Origin of the sequence: Streptomyces sp. NPDC056486 (genome assembly GCF_042795295.1) — a bacterium.
Taxonomy (GTDB): domain Bacteria; phylum Actinomycetota; class Actinomycetes; order Streptomycetales; family Streptomycetaceae; genus Streptomyces.
The window spans coordinates 1-17230 of record NZ_JBHTSF010000008.1; the positions used below are offsets into that span (position 1 = coordinate 1).

14 protein-coding genes are annotated in these 17230 nt (G+C 71.1%); 8 read left to right on the forward strand and 6 right to left on the reverse strand.

The window, feature by feature from the left end; genetic code table 11:
• Positions 1 to 138: 138 nt before the first annotated feature.
• Positions 139 to 1296, forward strand: a complete 1158-nt coding sequence (locus ACFQ7F_RS05995; protein ID WP_383266753.1) for a serine hydrolase domain-containing protein — start codon at positions 139 to 141, stop codon at positions 1294 to 1296.
• Between the two features lie 86 nt (positions 1297 to 1382).
• On the opposite strand, the gene ACFQ7F_RS06000 is transcribed toward ACFQ7F_RS05995, so the two are convergent.
• Together ACFQ7F_RS06000 and ACFQ7F_RS06005 are read right to left on the reverse strand one after the other, a co-directional pair.
• Complete coding sequence (locus tag ACFQ7F_RS06000; RefSeq protein ID WP_383266756.1) at positions 1383 to 1811, reverse strand: organic hydroperoxide resistance protein; 429 nt, start codon at positions 1809 to 1811, stop codon at positions 1383 to 1385.
• Between the two features lie 117 nt (positions 1812 to 1928).
• Positions 1929 to 2972, reverse strand: a complete 1044-nt coding sequence (locus ACFQ7F_RS06005; protein WP_383266759.1) for an NADP-dependent oxidoreductase — start codon at positions 2970 to 2972, stop codon at positions 1929 to 1931.
• A 130-nt stretch (positions 2973 to 3102) separates the two neighbouring features.
• Between ACFQ7F_RS06005 and ACFQ7F_RS06010 the strand changes: the two genes are divergently transcribed.
• Positions 3103 to 3552 (forward strand): MarR family winged helix-turn-helix transcriptional regulator, encoded by a 450-nt coding sequence (locus ACFQ7F_RS06010; protein ID WP_383266762.1) that lies wholly within the window; start codon positions 3103 to 3105, stop codon positions 3550 to 3552.
• 59 nt (positions 3553 to 3611) lie between these two features.
• Here ACFQ7F_RS06010 and ACFQ7F_RS06015 read toward each other — a convergent pair whose 3' ends face one another.
• From ACFQ7F_RS06015 to ACFQ7F_RS06030, 4 genes are all read right to left on the reverse strand, one after another.
• Positions 3612 to 4307 (reverse strand): hypothetical protein, encoded by a 696-nt coding sequence (locus ACFQ7F_RS06015; protein ID WP_383266764.1) that lies wholly within the window; start codon positions 4305 to 4307, stop codon positions 3612 to 3614.
• A 183-nt stretch (positions 4308 to 4490) separates the two neighbouring features.
• Positions 4491 to 5339: an SMP-30/gluconolactonase/LRE family protein gene (locus ACFQ7F_RS06020; protein WP_383266766.1), complete on the reverse strand. Its 849-nt coding sequence runs from the start codon at positions 5337 to 5339 to the stop codon at positions 4491 to 4493.
• Positions 5340 to 5389: 50 nt separating this feature from the next.
• Entirely contained in the window at positions 5390 to 6703 is a 1314-nt protein-coding gene (locus tag ACFQ7F_RS06025; protein WP_383266984.1) for a helix-turn-helix domain-containing protein, read from the reverse strand.
• 6 nt (positions 6704 to 6709) lie between these two features.
• Positions 6710 to 6862: a hypothetical protein gene (locus tag ACFQ7F_RS06030; RefSeq protein ID WP_383266769.1), complete on the reverse strand. Its 153-nt coding sequence runs from the start codon at positions 6860 to 6862 to the stop codon at positions 6710 to 6712.
• Between the two features lie 200 nt (positions 6863 to 7062).
• Here ACFQ7F_RS06030 and ACFQ7F_RS06035 point away from each other — a divergent pair, with 200 nt between their 5' ends.
• The 6 genes from ACFQ7F_RS06035 to ACFQ7F_RS06060 all read left to right on the forward strand — a co-directional run bounded on the left by ACFQ7F_RS06035 (position 7063) and on the right by ACFQ7F_RS06060 (position 17220).
• A complete protein-coding gene (locus ACFQ7F_RS06035; protein WP_383266771.1) occupies positions 7063 to 8097 on the forward strand; it encodes a DUF3068 domain-containing protein in 1035 nt (344 codons plus the stop codon).
• A 226-nt stretch (positions 8098 to 8323) separates the two neighbouring features.
• The gene (locus ACFQ7F_RS06040) at positions 8324 to 9517 is read left to right on the forward strand and encodes a glycosyltransferase family 4 protein (RefSeq protein ID WP_383266774.1); all 1194 of its coding nucleotides are present in this window, start codon (positions 8324 to 8326) and stop codon (positions 9515 to 9517) included.
• On the forward strand, positions 9514 to 10233 hold the full coding sequence (locus tag ACFQ7F_RS06045; protein ID WP_383266777.1) for a class I SAM-dependent methyltransferase: 720 nt from the start codon (positions 9514 to 9516) through the stop codon (positions 10231 to 10233). The genes ACFQ7F_RS06040 and ACFQ7F_RS06045 overlap by 4 nt, the downstream gene beginning before the upstream one ends.
• Complete coding sequence (locus ACFQ7F_RS06050; protein WP_383266780.1) at positions 10230 to 14798, forward strand: alpha-(1->3)-arabinofuranosyltransferase family protein; 4569 nt, start codon at positions 10230 to 10232, stop codon at positions 14796 to 14798. The genes ACFQ7F_RS06045 and ACFQ7F_RS06050 overlap by 4 nt, the downstream gene beginning before the upstream one ends.
• On the forward strand, positions 14795 to 16462 hold the full coding sequence (locus ACFQ7F_RS06055; RefSeq protein WP_383266782.1) for a condensation protein: 1668 nt from the start codon (positions 14795 to 14797) through the stop codon (positions 16460 to 16462). The genes ACFQ7F_RS06050 and ACFQ7F_RS06055 overlap by 4 nt, the downstream gene beginning before the upstream one ends.
• On the forward strand, positions 16459 to 17220 hold the full coding sequence (locus ACFQ7F_RS06060) for a class I SAM-dependent methyltransferase (RefSeq protein ID WP_383266784.1): 762 nt from the start codon (positions 16459 to 16461) through the stop codon (positions 17218 to 17220). Before ACFQ7F_RS06055 ends, ACFQ7F_RS06060 begins: the two co-directional genes overlap by 4 nt.
• Positions 17221 to 17230: the final 10 nt, after the last annotated feature.

A 17230-nucleotide genomic window follows, 5' to 3' on the forward strand; every position in this document is an offset into this window, starting at 1 on the left:
GAGGACATCTTGTACGGGGTCTGGGGCGGAGCCCCAGGTAGGTCCGGGGCGCAGGCACGGTTTTCGGGAAGGGGCGGGGTTGGGGAATCTTCCTGGGTTCTCACGCAGTCGCAGCCGACAGGGAGGCACCGAAACCACATGACCCGTGAAATCAAAGTGCAAGGCACCACCGCAGCCGGATACGAAGCCGTTCGGGATGAGTTCACCGCCGTGTTGGCCGCGGAGAAGCCCGATCATGCCGCGCAGCTCTCCGCGTACGTGAAGGGAAAGCAGGTCGTCGACCTGTGGGTGGGGCCGGACACCGGGCCCGGGACGCTGTTCGGCGTCTACTCGTCCACGAAGGGCGCGGCCCACCTCGTCGTGGCCCTGCTCGTCCAGGACGGCACCCTGGAGGTTGACCGCCATGTGGCCTACTACTGGCCGGAGTTCGCCGCAGAGGGCAAGGGAGACGTCACCCTTCGGGAGCTTCTCGCGCACCGCGTGGGCATCGTCGGCGCCGACACCGGGTTCACTCCGGAGGAGATCGCCGACGACCGCGCCATCGCCGCGCGCCTCGCGTCGCAGCGCCCCTTCTGGCGCCCGGGAACCGCCTTCGGCTACCACGCGCTCTCCATCGGCGCGCTGACCGGCGAGGTCGTCTTCCGGGCCACCGGGCAGACGCTGCAAGAGGTGTACGAGGAGCGTGTCCGCGCCCCGCACGGGCTCGACTTCCACCTCGGGCTCCCGGAAGCACTGGAGCCCCGGTTCCGGTCCGTCCTTCCGATGGCCCCCTCCCCCGCCGAGCAGGCCGTCATCGACGCCCAGCCGCCGCAGCCGGGCAGCCTGCCGTCCATCGCCTTCAACCGCAACGGCGCACACCCCACCGACCTGGAGGCGTTCCCCAACTCCCGCCTGGTGCGGGCCAAGGGGAACGCGTCAGCCGGCGGTGTCGCCTCCGCGCGCGGTCTCGCCGGGATGTACGCGGCGGCGGTCACCGGGATCGACGGCCGGGAGCCCCTCCTGAAGGCGGACACCGTGGCCGCTTTCGGGCAGATCCACTCCACCGGACACGACCTGGTGGTGCGCGCCCACAGGTCGTTCGGGCTCGGGTTCCAGAGCACCTCCGAGTTCAAGTACCCGTTCCTCGGCGCGGGGGCCATCGGGCACAGCGGTGCGGGCGGTTCGCAGGCGTTCGCCGATCCGTACAGCGGGCTCACCTACGGGTACACGCGGCGCCGGTTCGCCTTCCCGGGCGGCCCGGCCGCGGAGAACGAGCGTCTCGTGCGGGCGATCCACACGGCCGCCCTCAGCGGCTGACCGGCCGAGCGACATGACGGAGGGCCGCACCCCTTCTCCGGGGTGCGGCCCTCCGCCGCGTACGCGAGACGTACGGAACGCGATGATCAGGCGACCGCGAGCTCCACCTTGATGTTGCCGCGCGTGGCGTTCGAGTACGGGCACACCTGGTGCGCCTTCTCGATCAGGGACTGCGCGGTGGCCGTGTCCACGTTCGGGATGGAGGCGATGATCGCGACCTCCAGGCCGAAGCCGCCGGCCTCGGTCGAACCGATGCCGACCTTGGCGGTCACGGTCGAGCCGGAGATGTCGGCGTTCTCCTTGCGGGCGACCACGCCGAGCGCACCCTGGAAGCAGGCGCTGTAGCCCGCCGCGAAGAGCTGCTCGGGGTTGGTGCCCGCGCCGCTTCCGCCCATCTCCTTCGGCGGGTTGACGACGACGTCGAGCTTGCCGTCATCGGTGGCGACGCGGCCGTCACGGCCGTTCTCGGCGGTGGCGACGGCGGTGTACTTGACGTCGATCTGCTGGATGGACATAAGTGCCGGTTCCTCCTGAGATGTTCCGCGATGCGCGCCCACAGTCGCGACAATGTGGAATCACTTTATCGGATGCCGGAAAATGAGTTCCGGCGATGCACCTCGCGTGCCCGCGACTCAGGCCAGGGAAACGACCATCTTGCCGGTGTTCTCGCCGCGCAGCATGCCGAGGAACGCCTCCACGCCGTTCTCGACACCCTCGACGAAGGTCTCGTCGTACTTGAGCTCGCCGGAGCGGATCCACGCGCCGACCTCGGACACGAACTGCGGCTGCAGCGCCTCGTGGTCCCCGACGAGCACGCCCTGCAGACGCAGGCGCTTGCCGATGATCATGGCCATGTTGCGCGGGCCCGGCGTCGGCTCGGTGTCGTTGTAGGCCGCGATCATGCCGCAGATGGTGGCGCGGCCATGCACGTTCAGGCGGCTGATGGCCGCTTCGAGGTGCTCGCCGCCGACGTTGTCGAAGTAGACGTCGATGCCGTCGGGGGCCGCCTCCTTCAGCTGCTCCACGACCGGACGCGGGTCCTTGTAGTTGAACGCGGCGTCGAAGCCGTACTCCTCCACGAGCTTCTTCACCTTCTCGTCCGAGCCCGCCGAGCCGATGACGCGCGACGCGCCCTTGAGCTTGGCCATCTGGCCGACCTGCGAGCCGACGGCACCCGCGGCGCCGGAGACGAACACCGCGTCGCCCTCCTTGAAGGAGGCGACCTCGAAGAGTCCCGCGTACGCGGTCAGGCCCGGCATGCCGAGCACGCCGAGGTACGCCGACAGCGGCGCGGCCTGCGCGTCCACCTTGACGGCGTTCTTGGCCGGGACGGTCGCGTACTCGCGCCAGCCCGCGAAGTGCAGGACGTTGTCGCCCACCGCGAAGCCCTCGGCGTTCGACGCGATGATCTCGCCTACCGCACCGCCCTGCATGGGCTGGTCGAGCTGGAACGGCGGGGTGTACGACTTCACGTCGTTCATCCGGCCGCGCATGTACGGGTCCACGGAGAAGTGCAGGTTGCGGACCAGGATCTGACCGTCGGCCGGGGCGGAGACAGGGGCCTCGCGCAGGGCGAAGTCCTCCGGGACCGGCCAGCCGTGCGGGCGGCGCACGAGGTGCCATTCGCGGCTGACGGCGGGGAGCTCGGACCCGGGGGCCTCGGGGGTGACGGACATGCGGGCGTCCTCCTGCTGCTGCTCAGGCTGCCGTTTCCAGCAGACTGCGGTGATGGAAATGCTTCAGGTTGTGAAACAACCATGCTCCTACATATTTCATGATGTCAAGTATCGGGGTAGCCTGGAGTACATGGCCACCACCAGCTCCCGCACCCCGCGCACCGACCCCCTGACGCTCGAAGTCGTCGAGCTCATCGGCACGGTCGTCGCGCGCTACTACGAGGAGTACGACGCCGCGGCGGGCAAGCACGCCCTCACCGGGGCGCAGGCGCGCGTTCTCGGACTGCTGTCCCTCGAGCCCCTGCCCATGCGTCGCATAGCCAAGAAGCTGAAGTGTGAGCCGTCGAACATCACGGGGATCATCGACCGGCTCGAGGCGCGCGGACTCGTCGAGCGGCGGCCCGACCCGGCCGACCGCCGGGTGAAGCTTGCGGCGCCGACGGAGGAGGGCCTGACGGTCGCCCGCAGCCTGCGCGATTCGCTGGACTTCGCGCGGGAGCCCCTGGCAGAGCTCTCCCGCGAGGAGCGGCTCTCGCTGCGCGGGCTGCTGCGGAGGATGGTCGGCGAGGACGCGGGCTGACCCTTTATCGCCTCGTATATCGCCTCGTAGCGGTCGACCGCTACGTGCACCACCAACCGCTACCTGCACCACCACAGGAAGCGGTCGCACGTCTCCGAGGGCTCGGGCTCGGGCGTCGGATCCGGCTGCTGTGTGGTCGGCGGGGGCGTGGGACGCGTGGTTCCGGGGTTGTCCGGAGCATCCGGCGAGTCCGGGGTGCCGGGCGCGGACGTCGTGCCCGGAGCGGCGGAATCAGGGTCCTTCCCGGCCTCCTCCGACTTCCCGGCGTCCTTGGACTCCTTCGCCTCCTTGGACTCCTTGGACTTCTTGTCCTTCGCGGACGCCGACGCCGACTCCGACGCCGAAGGCGCGGCCGCGGTGGACTCGGCGCCCGTCGCAGCGCCGCTTTCAGGGTCCCCCGGCGTCCCTGACGCGGACCCGCCCGCTCCCCCGTCCGGCGATGACGCCGCCGTCGGTTCGTCCGAAGGTCCCTCTATGCCGAGCTCGGCCAGGCTCAGGCCACCGGCCGCGAGCGCGAGCCCTGCGGTGATCAACAGAACCTTGCGGCGTCTGCGCCGGTGCGCCCTGCGTCCGCGCTCCCTGCGGCGGCCCCTGCCGCGCGGCGCGTCGTCGTCGTACGCGCGCTCGGAACCGTCCGGCTCGTCCTGCGCGGCGACCGCCTCCGCGTACTCACGGCAGGCTTCGGCCGGGGTTCCGCACCCCGGGCAGGCCAGGGCGCCGTTGAGGTGCCTGTGGCACGGGTGGCAATAGTCCATGAGGCATGGAGGCTAAGTGAGGCGCGGGTAACAGAGGAAGCCGCTGCCGTGAAGGTTGTGTGCGGAATCGAATGTTCCAGCGGTATCGACTTCCCCTATGGGGCAAACCGCCTCTCCCGCGCCCGATATGGGCCCCTGACCGGCGAAGCCAACGCAGCCAACCCTCGCAGTCAACCCGCGGACCTAACCCGCGAACGCCGCCTGTTCCACGCCCTGCCCGGCGTCCGGCACCACGAGCACGGACCCGGACAAGGGGTGCGGCGCCGCAAGTCCCGTACTGGCGGATGTGATGTACAGGTCGCGCAGCCCCGCGCCGCCGAACGCGCACGCGGTCGGGCGGGCCACCGGAAGTTCGATCACCCGGTCAAGCTCGCCGGACGGGGTGTAGCGGCGGACGGCGGCGCCGTCCCACAGGGCGACCCAGACACAGCCGTCGGCGTCGACGGTGAGGCCGTCGGGGTATCCGGCGTCGGCTTCGACGGTGACGAAAGGGTGCCTGGAGCGCGGGAGTTGGTCGTCGCGCAATTCCACCACGTCGATGCGGCGCGTCGGGGTGTCGATGTAGTACATGAGCCTGCCGTCCGGGCTCCAGCCGATGCCGTTGCTGACGGAGATGCGGGAGAGGACCTCGGTCGCCGTGCCGTCGCCGGTCAGCCGGATCAGGTTGCCGGCGCCCGCCCCCTCGTCGTAGCGCATCGTGCCCGCCCAGAGCGCGCCGTCGGGGGCGACCGCCGCGTCGTTGCCGCGGCGGCCCGGTACGACCTCGCGGTGCAGCCAGCGGAACGCGCCGCCGTCGGCCATGGAGTCGTAGAGGCCCACGCCGTCCCGGAGGTTGACCACCAGGCCGCCGCCCGCGCGCGGCTTCGCGGCGCCGACGTGCTGCTCGGTGACCATGACCGAGCGGTGCCCGGTCGACGGGTCGTACGTGTGGACGCGTGAGCTCAGGATGTCGACCCAGATCAGCCGCCGGGCGGTGTGGTCCCAGGTGGGGCCCTCGCCGAGTGCTGCCTGCGCGCGTACCGCTATGTCCATTGCGGCAGGCTACCCGCACCCCCCGCCCGGCCCACCTCATCCTGCTCACCTCAGACCGCCCGCCCTAGCTCTCCTCGCAACCGCCGCGCCCTGAGGACAAGTTCCAGCTCGAAGCGGCGGTCCGGGTCGTCGACCTCGTCGCCCCACAGTTCCCTGATCTGCCGCAGGCGGTAGCGCACCGTCTGCGGATGCACCCCGAGGCGGGCCGCGACCTCCGGTGCGCCGCCCCGTGTCTCCAGCCAGGCGAGCAGCGTCTCGGCGAGCCGGCGGCCGTGCGCGGGGCCGCAGTGGGCGAGCGGGGCGAGGCAGCGGCGGGCCAAGTCCTCGATGAGTTCCTCGGGTTGGAGCAGGACCAGGGCCTCGGTGTGCTCGGTGCAGTGCAGGACCTCGCCGGACGGCAGGAGGCCGCGTTCCATCAGGCGGACCGCGGCCTCCGCCCAGCGCAGTGACTTCGCGGCGTCGGCGAGCGGCACGGGCGGGCCGATCGCGCCGGACCACCCCGCCATGGTGCGCCGGAGCAGTTCGGGGCGGCCCGCCGCTTCCGGGTCGGGGACGACCATGCGGGGCTGTTCGGTCTCCATGTCGAGCAGGACGCCCTGTCCCACAGCGGGCGCCACTGCCTCCCTCGCCGGGCGCAGGAGTACGCCCACGGCGACCCGCTCGGGCAGCTGCCAGCCGACGCGGGCGGCCCGTTCGTCGAGCGCGCTGCGGGCGCCTGGCCGCCTCGACGCGGAGTGCGAGCCGGCTCCGGCTCCGGAACCGGAGTCGGAGTCGGCCGACGTCCCCGACCCGGAGTCACCGCGCCGCTCGGCGAGCAGCAGCTCCATCAACTTCCTTTGCAGCCGCAGACGTTCACCCGCCTGCCGGGCAGCGGCCTCGGCGTATCCGCGTACGGACTGGTCGACCAGACCGTCCAGGTACTCGAAGCCCGACTCGGCGAGTTCGTACATGGCCGGTGGCGGGATCTCGATCTGCTGGCCGATCTCGGCCAGACGGCGCCAGGCGAGCCGTACGCCGAGACGGTAGATCGCCTGGAGCGAGTCGAGGCTGCGGCCGTGCAGGCCCTCGCCCCTGCCGAACTCCTGGAAGACCTCAAGGGGGTAGCACGGCCGCCCTTCGGCGGACGCGATTTGCTGGACGAACCCCTCAAGGGCACGGCGGATGCCGATGAGCGCCATGGGCTCGCCCGATTCGTCGAGGACGACGGGCAGGCCGGGGTACTCGGCGCGGATCTCCCGCAGTATGTCCTGGGCCAGAGCGGGCACTTCGTCCAGGGCGAGCTCGGCGAACTGCCGTACCAGCACGGGCGGTACGTCGCGCCAGGCCGAGCGGGTGGAAAGCCCCTGGCTCTCGGTCACGGGCACGGTCACTCACTGCCCCTGTGGGGGAGCCTCGAAGTGCACAAGGGGCGTATTGGGCTGTTCCGGCGTCGCGTTCAGGGCGGCGACGATGCCGAACGCGGCGGCCACGGCGAGAACAGCGGCGGCTGCGGCGGTCAGACCGGCGGCGAGCAGTCGGTGCATGTCAGGGTCAGCCTCTCTGCTGGAGGTCGTCCCCACCCAGGCCGCACAGGTCGCACGGATGTCGTTCGTACAGCCCCTAACCGGCCCCGCCCGGCAAGTGCCCAGTCTCATCAACGCATTGACACTTCGTCAAGGGTCCGCCTAGCGTTCCGGCCCCATACGGCTCGGTAACACTTCTCACCCGCCCCCAGGAGTGCCGGATGCGCCGCACAGCCTCGCCCCTCTCGCTGATCCTCCTCGGACTCGGCGTCTTTCTGCTCGTCCTGGCCCCGATGCTCGCGTGGTACGTCGAGCCACGCGCGAAACGCACGCCCGTCGACGTCGACATCACGACGGTCTTCAAGGGCAAAGGCAGCTATTTCGACACCGAGAAGATCAAGACGGTGCACGACAAGAACCTCACGATCACGCGTCAGGTGCGCGGCGACGTGGACGACAGCAACGACGACCACGCGGTCTGGGACGTGTCCACGTCGGTCGATCCGGACAGCTCGCTTCCGGCCGCGGATCCGCACGATTCGCTCCAGTGGACGACGGAGCGCTGGGTCACCGACCGCAAGACGAATCGGCCGGTGCACTGCTGCGACGAGAAGCCCTACTTCGAGGGTGAGGCGTACCTCAAGTTCCCCTTCGACGTGCAGAAACGCTCATACACCTGGTGGGACAACACCCTCGGCGCGACCGTCCCGCTGACCTTCAGGGGCACGAAGAAGATCCAGGGCTACGAGGGCTACCGCTTCACCGCGAAGGTGAAGCCCGCGAAGACCGGAACCCGCCTTGTGCCGGGCCGCCTGGTGGGCCGGCCCAAGCAGAGCAATGTGCTCGCCGAGGAGTGGTACGCCAACCACGGCGTCGAGCTGGTCGCCGACAAGCGCACGGGCCGGATCATCTACGCGGCGATCGGCCCCCGCAAGACGCTGCGCGCGCCAGGATCGGACAAGGACGCGACGGTGCTGCTCGACAGCGAGCGCATCGCGTTCACACCCAAGACGCAGAAGGCGCAGGTCAAGCTCGCCGATGACGACAGCAGCCGGCTCGAGCTCGTGGGCGAGACGCTGCCCGTCGGGACGGGTGCGCTGGGTGGGCTCCTTGTGATCGTGGGAGGCGTTCTCGTCGTACGGGGACGACGGTCCGACAGTGGGGCGCAAGGGCCGGACGGGCCGGGTTCAGCGGCGGAGCCGGACCGTCCGAATGGCGATACGTCCCCAACCACCCTGCAGCCGAGCACGATGTGATGAGACGTCAGCTGTTGAAAGCCGAGAAATTGTCACTTCGGTGAGTAGCCGCGTCGAACACGGCGGCGAAAACTAACGACCCCACCCCAGCACAGTCCCCGCACCGCCCCCGCACCGCCCTGGCACAGTCCGAGCACAGCGCCTCCGCAAGCGACCCCCGAACGGTGCAACCTGCAACCCCCCATAGCGCCCTCACGGTTCCGCACCCTGACGAGTTGGAGCACGCATGCCCCAGCACGTGCCTTCTCCGCTGCGCGCCGCCACCCCCCGGGTCGCGCAACGGCTTCCGGCACTTCCTCCGCAGCCGCGCCGGATCGTTTTTCTCGCCCGCCGCGATCTCGCCAACCCGGCGGCGGGCGGCTCCGAACTGCTCGTCGACCGTCTTGCCGACGGGCTGAGCAAGCTCGGCCATCAGGTCACCCTGCTGTGCGGGGGCCCGGCCGCGTTCCGTGACTACCGCGTCGTGTCGGCGGGCGGTGACCTCGGGCACTATCTGCGCTCGCGGTCCGCCTTCACCCGGCAGGTCGGCGACTGTGATCTGCTCGTCGAGGTCTGCAACGGCATGCCGTACCTGGCGCCGCTGTGGCACAGCGGGCCCACATTGTGCCTGGTCAACCACGTCCACACCGATCTGTGGGGGATGCGCTTCCAAGGTGCGCTCGCCCCCGCGGCCCGGCTGGGCCGAAGACTCGAGCACTGGTCACTCTCGGGCGCCCAGCGCGGCAATCTCCTGGTGGCCGTCTCGCCGTCGACGTCCGACGCCCTGCGTGCGATAGGCGTCGAGCGTGAGCGCATACGCATAGTCCACAACGGGGTCGAGGAGCCCGGCCCGCTCCACCCCCGCTCGGACGAGCCGCTGTTCCTGGCGATGGGACGGCTCGTCGAGTACAAGCGCATCGATCTGCTGCTTCGGCTCTGGGAGCGCGTCAGGCCCGTCACCGGTGGACGTCTGGTGATCGTGGGCGACGGGCCCGAGCTCGCGCGGCTCCAGCAGATCGCAGGGCCCGGCGTGGAGTTCAAGGGGCATGTCTCCGAGGCGGAGAAGCACCGGCTGCTCTGCGAGGCGTGGATGCTGCTCCACCCGTCCGCCGTGGAAGGCTGGGGCCTGGTGATCACCGAGGCGGCGACCCGTTCGACGCCGGCCATCGGGTTCGACGTACCGGGCGTACGTGACTCCATCGAGGACGGTGTGACGGGGCTGCTCGCCCGGGGCGAGAGTTCCTTCGCCGCCGCCTGGTGCACGCTGGCGCTGAGCGCCGAGCGGCGCAGGGCCTTCGGCAAGGCCGCCGGTGAGCGGGCCACCAGCTTCCGGTGGGCCAACTCCGTGCGCGAGTTCCAGGCGGTGGCCGCCGAGGCGGTCGCCACGCATCAGGCCACGCGTCAGGCCGCACCACAGACCGCGCACCAGGGGTCCGTGTGAAGGACCCGTCCCTGCGCCGTTCCTTCACCCTCTTCCGGGCCTTCCTGCGCGAGCAGCAAGAGCCCGAGCGGTGTTACACCCTGCTCGCCCGTGACGCCGCCGACCAGGTCGAGGCCTATGGACCGGTCAGGGACCGCGTCGTCGTCGATGTCGGCGGCGGCGGCGGTTATTTCACCGAGGAGTTCCGGCGGCGCGGCGCGCAGAGTTTCCTCTTCGAGCCGGACCCGGCCGAGCTGGGCGCCAAGCCTCCGCAGGGCGCGGTCGTCGCCGACGGCTACCTGCTCCCCCTGGCGGACGGCGTCGCCGACGTCACCTTCTCCTCCAACGTCCTCGAGCACGTGGACGATCCGCAGACGTTCCTCAGCGAGATGGTGCGGGTGACAAGGCCCGGCGGCCTGATCTACGTCTCCTTCACCAACTGGTACTCGCCGTGGGGCGGCCACGAGTGGGCGCCCTGGCACTACTTGGGCGGCGCCCGCGCGCGGGCCCGCTATGAACGGCGTACCGGCAAAACAGCCAAACACACGCTCGGCGAGAACCTCTTCGCCCACCACGTCGGACCGACCCTGCGCCAGGTGCGGGCGAGGGACGACGTGTCCGTCGTGTCCGCACGGTCCCGCTACTGGCCGTTCCTGGCCGGTGGCATCACCAAAGTGCCGGGTGTACGCGAGTTCGCCACCTGGAATCTCCTCCTCATCCTCAGGCGGTGTCCATGACCACGGTCCAGGCCCCACCCCCGGCGGCAGTCCGGCCCACGGCTGACGCCCCCGAACCCGGCGGAGGCCCACGCTCGTGGCGCTGGCTGCTCGGGTTCTGGGCCGTGGTGTTCGTCCTCTTCCTGGCCGTGAAGCCGGGGCGGATGACGTTCGACACCAAGCTGGGTGTGGCCGTCGACCCCTGGCAGTTCCTCTCCGACCTGGGCCAGCTCTGGCACGACCGGGGCGGGTTCGGCGGGATCCAGGACCAGTACGTCGGTTACACGTGGCCGATGCTGCCGTTCTACGGCCTGGCCAAGCTCGTCCAGCTCCCGGTGTGGCTCGCGGAGCGGCTCTGGCTCTCGCTGATCGTGGCCACCGCGTTCTGGGGTGTGCTTCGGCTCGCCGAGAGGATGCGGATCGGCAACGGCGCGAGCCGGCTGCTCGGCGCGGTGGCGTACGCCCTGTGGCCCACGTTCACGATCGTCGTCGGGTCGACGTCGGCGGCGGCCCTGCCCGGCGCCCTGCTGCCGTGGGTGCTGCTCCCGCTGACGAACGACCGCATCAGCGCGCGGTCGGCCGCTCTGCGGTCCGCCCTTGTCATCCCCTTCATGGGCGGTGTGAACGCGGCGGCGACGCTGGCGTCCCTCCTTCCCGTGGGCCTGTATCTCCTGTCGAGGCCGAACGGTCCGCGCAAACGGAAGCTGATCACCTGGTGGGTGCCCGGCGTCATCCTCGCCACCGCCTGGTGGGTGGTGCCGTTGTTGATGCTGGGCATCTACGGCGAGAACTTCCTTCCGTACGTGGAGACTTCGGCCACGACCACCGGCACGATGTCGGCCACGGAAGCGCTGCGCGGCGCGGGCAACTGGGTCGCGTATCTGCACTTCGGCGAGGCATGGCTGCCCGCCGGGTGGACGGTCGCGACGTCCGTGATCGTCGTGGTCTGCTCGGCGCTCGCCGCCGCTCTGGGTCTGGCCGGGCTCGCGCGGCGCGACATGCCCGAGCGGCGCTGGCTCGTCCTGACCGTGCTCTCGGTCGTCCTCGTCACGCTCGCCGGGTACGGCGGCGCGTTCGGCGCGCCCTTCCACGAGACCATGCAGTCGTGGCTGAACGGCTGGCTCGTCCCCTTCCGCAACATCTACAAGTTCCAGACGGGCCTCGCGCTCGCCCTGGTCTTCGGCCTGATGCATCTCGTGGGCGTGGCCGCGCAGTCGCGCGGGGCGCGGCCGGTGCGCGGGCGGCGCTACGCCCCGCTGATCGCCGCCGTGCTCGTCCTTCCGGGGCTCGCCTTCCCCTACCTCAACGGCTCGATCCTCCAGCCCGGTTCGTTCAAGAAGCTGCCGACGTACTGGCAGACGACGTCCGACTGGCTGAAGAAGTACTCCCCCGACTCGCGCGCGCTCGTGGTGCCTGCCACCGCGCACGGCATCTACACCTGGGGCTCGCCCATCGACCAGCCCCTCGACGTGCTCGCCGACTCCCGCTGGGCACAGCGGGACTATGTGCCGTTCGGCACGCCCGGCAACCGGCGCGCGATGGACGCGGTGGAGCAGGCGCTCGCGACGGGCGGTGAAGTCCCGGGCCTGCACGACTACTTGTCGCGCGCGGGCATGTACTACGTCGTCGTACGCAATGACCTCGACCCCGACCAGATCGGGAACGTACCGACCGCGACCGTCAAGCGGACCCTGGAGGAGTCGGGCTACAAGCGGGTCACCGGCTTCGGTCCGACGGAGACCGGCGGCATCATCCCCAACGACACGCCCCTCCAGGTCGAGGGCCTCTACCCGCGCCAGCGCGCGGTGGAGATCTACGCCCCGGGGTCCGGCGGCGAGAGGCCAGGGCAGGCCGGGATCAAGCCGGTCTCGAACACGGCCGTGGTGAGCGGCGGCCCCGAGTCGCTGCTCCAGCTGTCCGCCGACCCCTCGATGCGGGACCGCCCCTCCGTCCTGACGGGCGACAATCACCCGGGCGTCGGAACTCCCGGCCTGCAGGCGGTCGGTGACGGTCTGCGCCGCGCCGACACACGCTTCGGCCTTGTCAGCTCCAACACGTCCTATACGTACACACCTGGCGAACGCAACGCGAGCGGGGCCCTCCAGGACGCGGGCAAGAAGCCGCACCAGATCCTGCCCACCAAGGGCATCGAGCACCAGACGACGGCCGAGCTGCGCGGCGCGAAGTCCGTGACGGCGTCGAGCTACGGCAACTGGCTCTTCCATCTGCCGCAGTACGACCCCGTGAACGCCTTCGACGGCAACCCGGACACGGCGTGGGCCGAGGGCAGCCCCGGAAAGCCGAAGGGCGCCTGGATCAAGGCGGAGTTCCGCTCCAAGGAGTCGATTCCGTCCTCGATCAAGGTCACGCCGCTGCCGCAGGACGGCGTGCGGGCCGCGGCCACGCGGGTGCGGGTGGAGACGGAGCAGGGCAGCCGCACCAGCCCGCTGCAGCCCAACGGCATGCGGCAGAGCATCAAGGCGCCCGCCGGTGAGTCGAGTTGGCTGAAGGTCACCATCCTGGACGCGCACATCGGCCACGAAGGCCTGACGGGCGCCGGGTTCTCGGAGATCACCGTTCCGGGCGTTCGGGTGACGAAGCTGCTCCAGATGCCCCAGGACACCGGGGCCTCCGCCCGGGTGCCCGCCGAGGGCGCCGACGCGACGACGTACTCGATGCACCGTTCGTCGGACCCGAGCGCGCTGTCGCCGGTGAACGCCGAGTCGGGGCTCCACCGCCGCTTCACGACTCCGGCCGAGGCCGAGTACCAGGTGAAGGCCAGCGCGGTCGCCGTGCAGGGTGCCGAACTGGACAAGCTGCTCTACAAGGTGGCGCCGAAGCAGAAGGACCAGATCGTCGCGACCGCGAACTCCACGTCGAAGCTCGGCGGCAGTCTCTCGCCGCGCAATCTCACGGACGGCGATCTGACGACGGCCTGGATCGCCGGTGACAGCCCGGTGATCAACCTGAAGTGGAAGGGCAAGCAGGAGATCGACGAGATCGTCCTGCCGGCGGCGGGCGGACTCTCGACGCGCCCCGAGAAGATCGAGATCAGCTCGCCGGACGGCGCGGCGATCGCCGGTGTCGACGAGAACGGCAACGCGCGGTTCAACCCGATCACGACGGACGAGCTGACCATCACGGTCACGCAGACCGCGCCCCTCACGGTCCACAACCCGGTGGCGGACGCCCAGTTGGAGCTTCCGGTCGGCCTCACCGAGGTCTACGTCCCGGCCCTGGACAAGTACCGCACCGAGCAGCCCCCAGCGTCGGCGACCTTCGAACTCGCCTGCGGCGAGGGCCCGATGCTCGCCGTCGACGGCAAGCTGCACGCGACGAGCGCGAAGGGTTCGGTACGGGATCTGGTCGAGCGGCGGCCCATCGAGGTGACGCTCTGCTCGCGGGGCTCGGAGAACACGACCGTGTCGCTCGGCTCCGGCGAGCACACCGTCGAGGCCGGGGACGCGGGCCCGCTCGCCCTCATGGACGTCTCGCTGACGCAGGGGACGCCGGGTGAGATCGACAAGGAGTCGCGCTCCCTGAACATCAAGGACTGGCTCGGCGACCGCCGCGAGCTGTCGGTGGGCGCGGGCTCGTCCTCGTACCTCTCGACGTACGAGAACATCAACGACGGCTGGAAGGCCACGCTGAACGGCAAGGAGCTGTCGTCCGTACGCCTCGACGGCTGGCAGCAGGGCTTCCTGATCCCGAAGGGTGAGGGCGGCACGGTCAAGCTGTCGTACGAGCCTTCGCGGATCTACGAGATCGGCCTGATCGGCGGCGGCGTCGGCATCCTCGCCCTGATCGCCCTGGTCCTCATCCGGCGCCGCGAGCCGAACCCTGACGGGCCTGACGTGGCACCGCCCGCGCCGGGTCTTGTCCTCGGCACGGTGGCGCTGACGCTGGTGGCCGTGGTGATCGCGGGCTGGTTCGCGCTCCTTGTGCCCGCGCTCGCCCTGCTCGCGTGGCGCCGTCACGCGCTGCTCGTCCCGCTCGCCTTCGTGGCGATGGCCGGGGCGGGGATCGTGGCGGCGGTGGGGGCGGGTGAGCCGACCACGTCGGACGCGGGTGCGTTCAGCCCGGCCGCTCAACTCCTCGCTCTTATCGCGCTGTTCGCGGCCCTTGTGAGTGTGCGGGGGGCTACTGCGGGGGCTTCGGCCAGCGCCGGGGACACCGGTGGTGAAGGGGGCGAGGCCGCTCCGTGGGGGCCGCCTCCGCAGCAGCCTCCGCCCGCGGCTCCCCCGGTGACGCCTCACCCGGCTAGCGGGGGCACGCCACCGCTGGGTTCTGACCAGGACCCGGGTACGAAGCCGTTGCCGCGCCGGAAGCGGGGGGAGAACGGGCCGGGTGCGGGTGCGGGCCCCGACGGCAGCAGCGCCAGTACCGGCCAGGATGTCGGTGGCGCGCCGCAGGCCGCCAGCTCGACCATCTCCGCCAGGGGCCCCGCGTCCGCACAGGCGGAGCTTCCGCCGCCGGGCGCGCGGACCACGCGGACCACGCGCTTCAGGCGGCGCAGGCCAAGGGCGGCGGACGGGCTCGCGGGAGCCACGGCGCCGACCGCCTCCGGGGAGGACACCGACCGATGACCGCACTCGATCACCCGGCACGTCACGCGGACGGACCCGAACGGCCCCCGGAGCGCGTGCCGTTCCCCGTCGTCGACGAGGTCTCCCGGCACTGCCTCCAGGAGGAGGAGCCGGAGACGGTACACATCGAGGTCCACCTGCCCGGCACACCGGACCCGGCCCGCCTGAAGGCCGCGTTCACCGAGGCCCTGCGCCGCCACCCGCGCATCCTGATGCGGGAGGCGCGGGGGCCCTGGTACCGCCGCCGCTACGAGTGGGAACTGACGCCGGGTCCTGACGTGGAGGTGGTGACGTTCCCCGCGCCGGAACGGGACGCCCTGAAGAAGGCGCGCACCCGCTCCCTCTCCCAGGCCCCGCCCTTGTCGGCGTCGCCGCCGATCCGCCTTGAGGTGATCGCCTCGGACGGCGACGGCGACACGGTGGCCTCCGGCGGGGGTGGCGGTTCGGGTGACGCGGCCACATCGGGCGGCGCGCTCGCCCCGGAGAACGGCCGGGCGGACACCGGTGCGGGCGAAGGCGTCGGCTCCAACGGCGCGGCTGCCGTGGACGGTGAGACTGGTGCCCCCGAGCTCGGCGGCGCGGCTCATGCCGCAAGCACCGGTGGGGACGCCACCCTCTCCGGCCCCGAGAACCTCGGAGACACCCCGCTCACCCCGGGCGACGCCAACGCCCCCGGCACGGGCACCGCCCCCAGCAGTCCAAGGCACCCCGCCAGCAAAGGCAGCGTCCTCTTTCTCACCATCAATCACACCGCCCTCGACGGCCCCGCCTGCCTCCGTGTTCTCGCCACCGCCGCCGAGTTGTACGGCGGGCAGGACAACTCCCCCGCCGCTCCTCCCCTGCGCGCGGCCCCCTCCGCCGCCGTGCCCGACAGCGCGGAGGCGGTCGGGGACGCGGGCTCCGGCTGGGCGCCCCCCGCCCGAGTCTCCCGTGGCACCCCCGAGCCCTCTCCCGGCAACGGCATGCTCGTCGTCGAGTTGCCCGTGCCGCGGCGGCCCAAGGGTGCGCCGTTCACCGTGAACGATCAGCTCATGGTGGCGACCGCGCTGATGATCGCGCACTGGAACCGGGAGCACGGGGCGCGACCCAGGCCGTTCCGGATCACCATGCCCGTCGACGACCGGCCCCGCAGTATGGACATGCCCATCGGGAACGGTACCCGGCTCGTCGAAGTACCGTTCACCGCAGCCGAGTTGACCTCCGAGGACTGGGGCCCGCAGGACATCGGGGCACTGCTGCGGCGCACAGCCGACCGCACCCGGGCCCTCAAGGCGCTCCCCCGGCCCCAACTCGGCCGCGGAGCAGCCCTCCTGACCTCGCCCGTCCTGCCCGTAACCCTCAGAGCAGCCGTCACGCGCGGCCTGCGCAGAGCGGCCGCGCCCTGGACCTCCACCACGCTGCTCAGCAACATCGGGCGCGTTCCGTACTCCCTCGACTTCGGCGACGCCGGACGCGCGCACGCCGTCTGGTTCTCCGCGCCCGCACGCCTGCCCCGCGGGCTGACCGTGACCACGGCGTCCACCGCGGGCCGTCTGCACGTCGCCCTGCGCTGGTCGAAGACCCTGCTCAGCAGCGGCGACGGGGCCCACCTGCGCGACCTCTTCGAGCACTACCTCCACGCCACGGAGCACACGGAGCACACGGAGGAGGGGACGACACCATGACGACGAGTACGAGCCCCAACACCACCACCAACACCAGTACCGCGCCCCGCGACCTGCGGGACTTCTACGAGGACCCCTCCGTCCCCGTCGCGTCCGGCGACGCCCGCAGCCTGCGCCAGGCCCGGATGCTCGCCGACGCCATCGGCCCCGCCACCGCGCGTACCGCCGTCGTCCTGGACATCGGCTGCGGCGACGGCACCGCCGCGGCGACCGCGGCCCCGCTCCTCGCGGGGCATCGCCTGATCGGCGTCGACTGGTCGCAGGACGCCCTCAAGCGGGCGCACGCGCATCTGCCGTACGTCGTACGCGGTGAACTCACCGACGGCGGGCTCCCGTTCGCCGACGGGTCGGCCGACGCCGTCCTGTTCAGCGAGGTCATCGAGCACCTCGTCGATCCCGACAGCGCGCTCGACGAGCTGCGGAGAGTACTCAGGCCAGGAGGGCATCTCATGCTGTCCACGCCCAACCTCGCCGCCTGGTACAACCGCGGGCTCCTGCTCGCGGGGGTGCAGCCCGTCTTCTCGGAGGTCAGCCTGCGCGGCATCCACGGGCGCCCGGGGAGCGAGGTCGTCGGGCACCTGCGGCTCTACACCGCCCGCGCGCTAAGGGAGTTCGTCGCCGCGTCCGGCTTCGAGGTGGTGCGTGTAGCCGGTGCGCCCTTCCACGGCGTACCGCGTCCACTGCGCGCCTTGGACCGGCTCGCCTGCGCCGTGCCGAGCGCCTCGTCGATCCTGCTGCTGCACGCCCGAAAGGCGTGACGCCATGTGG

Bases quoted from the DNA above. Each gene is read 5' to 3' on its own strand.
- ACFQ7F_RS06020 (WP_383266766.1), bottom strand. From the start codon at position 5,339: ATGGACATAGCGGTACGCGCGCAGGCAGCACTCGGCGAGGGCCCCACC.
- ACFQ7F_RS05995 (WP_383266753.1), top strand. From the start codon at position 139: ATGACCCGTGAAATCAAAGTGCAAGGCACCACCGCAGCCGGATACGAA.
- ACFQ7F_RS06030 (WP_383266769.1), bottom strand. From the start codon at position 6,862: ATGCACCGACTGCTCGCCGCCGGTCTGACCGCCGCAGCCGCCGCTGTT.
- ACFQ7F_RS06055 (WP_383266782.1), top strand. From the start codon at position 14,795: ATGACCGCACTCGATCACCCGGCACGTCACGCGGACGGACCCGAACGG.
- ACFQ7F_RS06060 (WP_383266784.1), top strand. From the start codon at position 16,459: ATGACGACGAGTACGAGCCCCAACACCACCACCAACACCAGTACCGCG.
- ACFQ7F_RS06005 (WP_383266759.1), bottom strand. From the start codon at position 2,972: ATGTCCGTCACCCCCGAGGCCCCCGGGTCCGAGCTCCCCGCCGTCAGC.
- ACFQ7F_RS06015 (WP_383266764.1), bottom strand. From the start codon at position 4,307: ATGGACTATTGCCACCCGTGCCACAGGCACCTCAACGGCGCCCTGGCC.
- ACFQ7F_RS06010 (WP_383266762.1), top strand. From the start codon at position 3,103: ATGGCCACCACCAGCTCCCGCACCCCGCGCACCGACCCCCTGACGCTC.
- ACFQ7F_RS06040 (WP_383266774.1), top strand. From the start codon at position 8,324: ATGCCCCAGCACGTGCCTTCTCCGCTGCGCGCCGCCACCCCCCGGGTC.
- ACFQ7F_RS06000 (WP_383266756.1), bottom strand. From the start codon at position 1,811: ATGTCCATCCAGCAGATCGACGTCAAGTACACCGCCGTCGCCACCGCC.
- ACFQ7F_RS06050 (WP_383266780.1), top strand. From the start codon at position 10,230: ATGACCACGGTCCAGGCCCCACCCCCGGCGGCAGTCCGGCCCACGGCT.
- ACFQ7F_RS06035 (WP_383266771.1), top strand. From the start codon at position 7,063: ATGCGCCGCACAGCCTCGCCCCTCTCGCTGATCCTCCTCGGACTCGGC.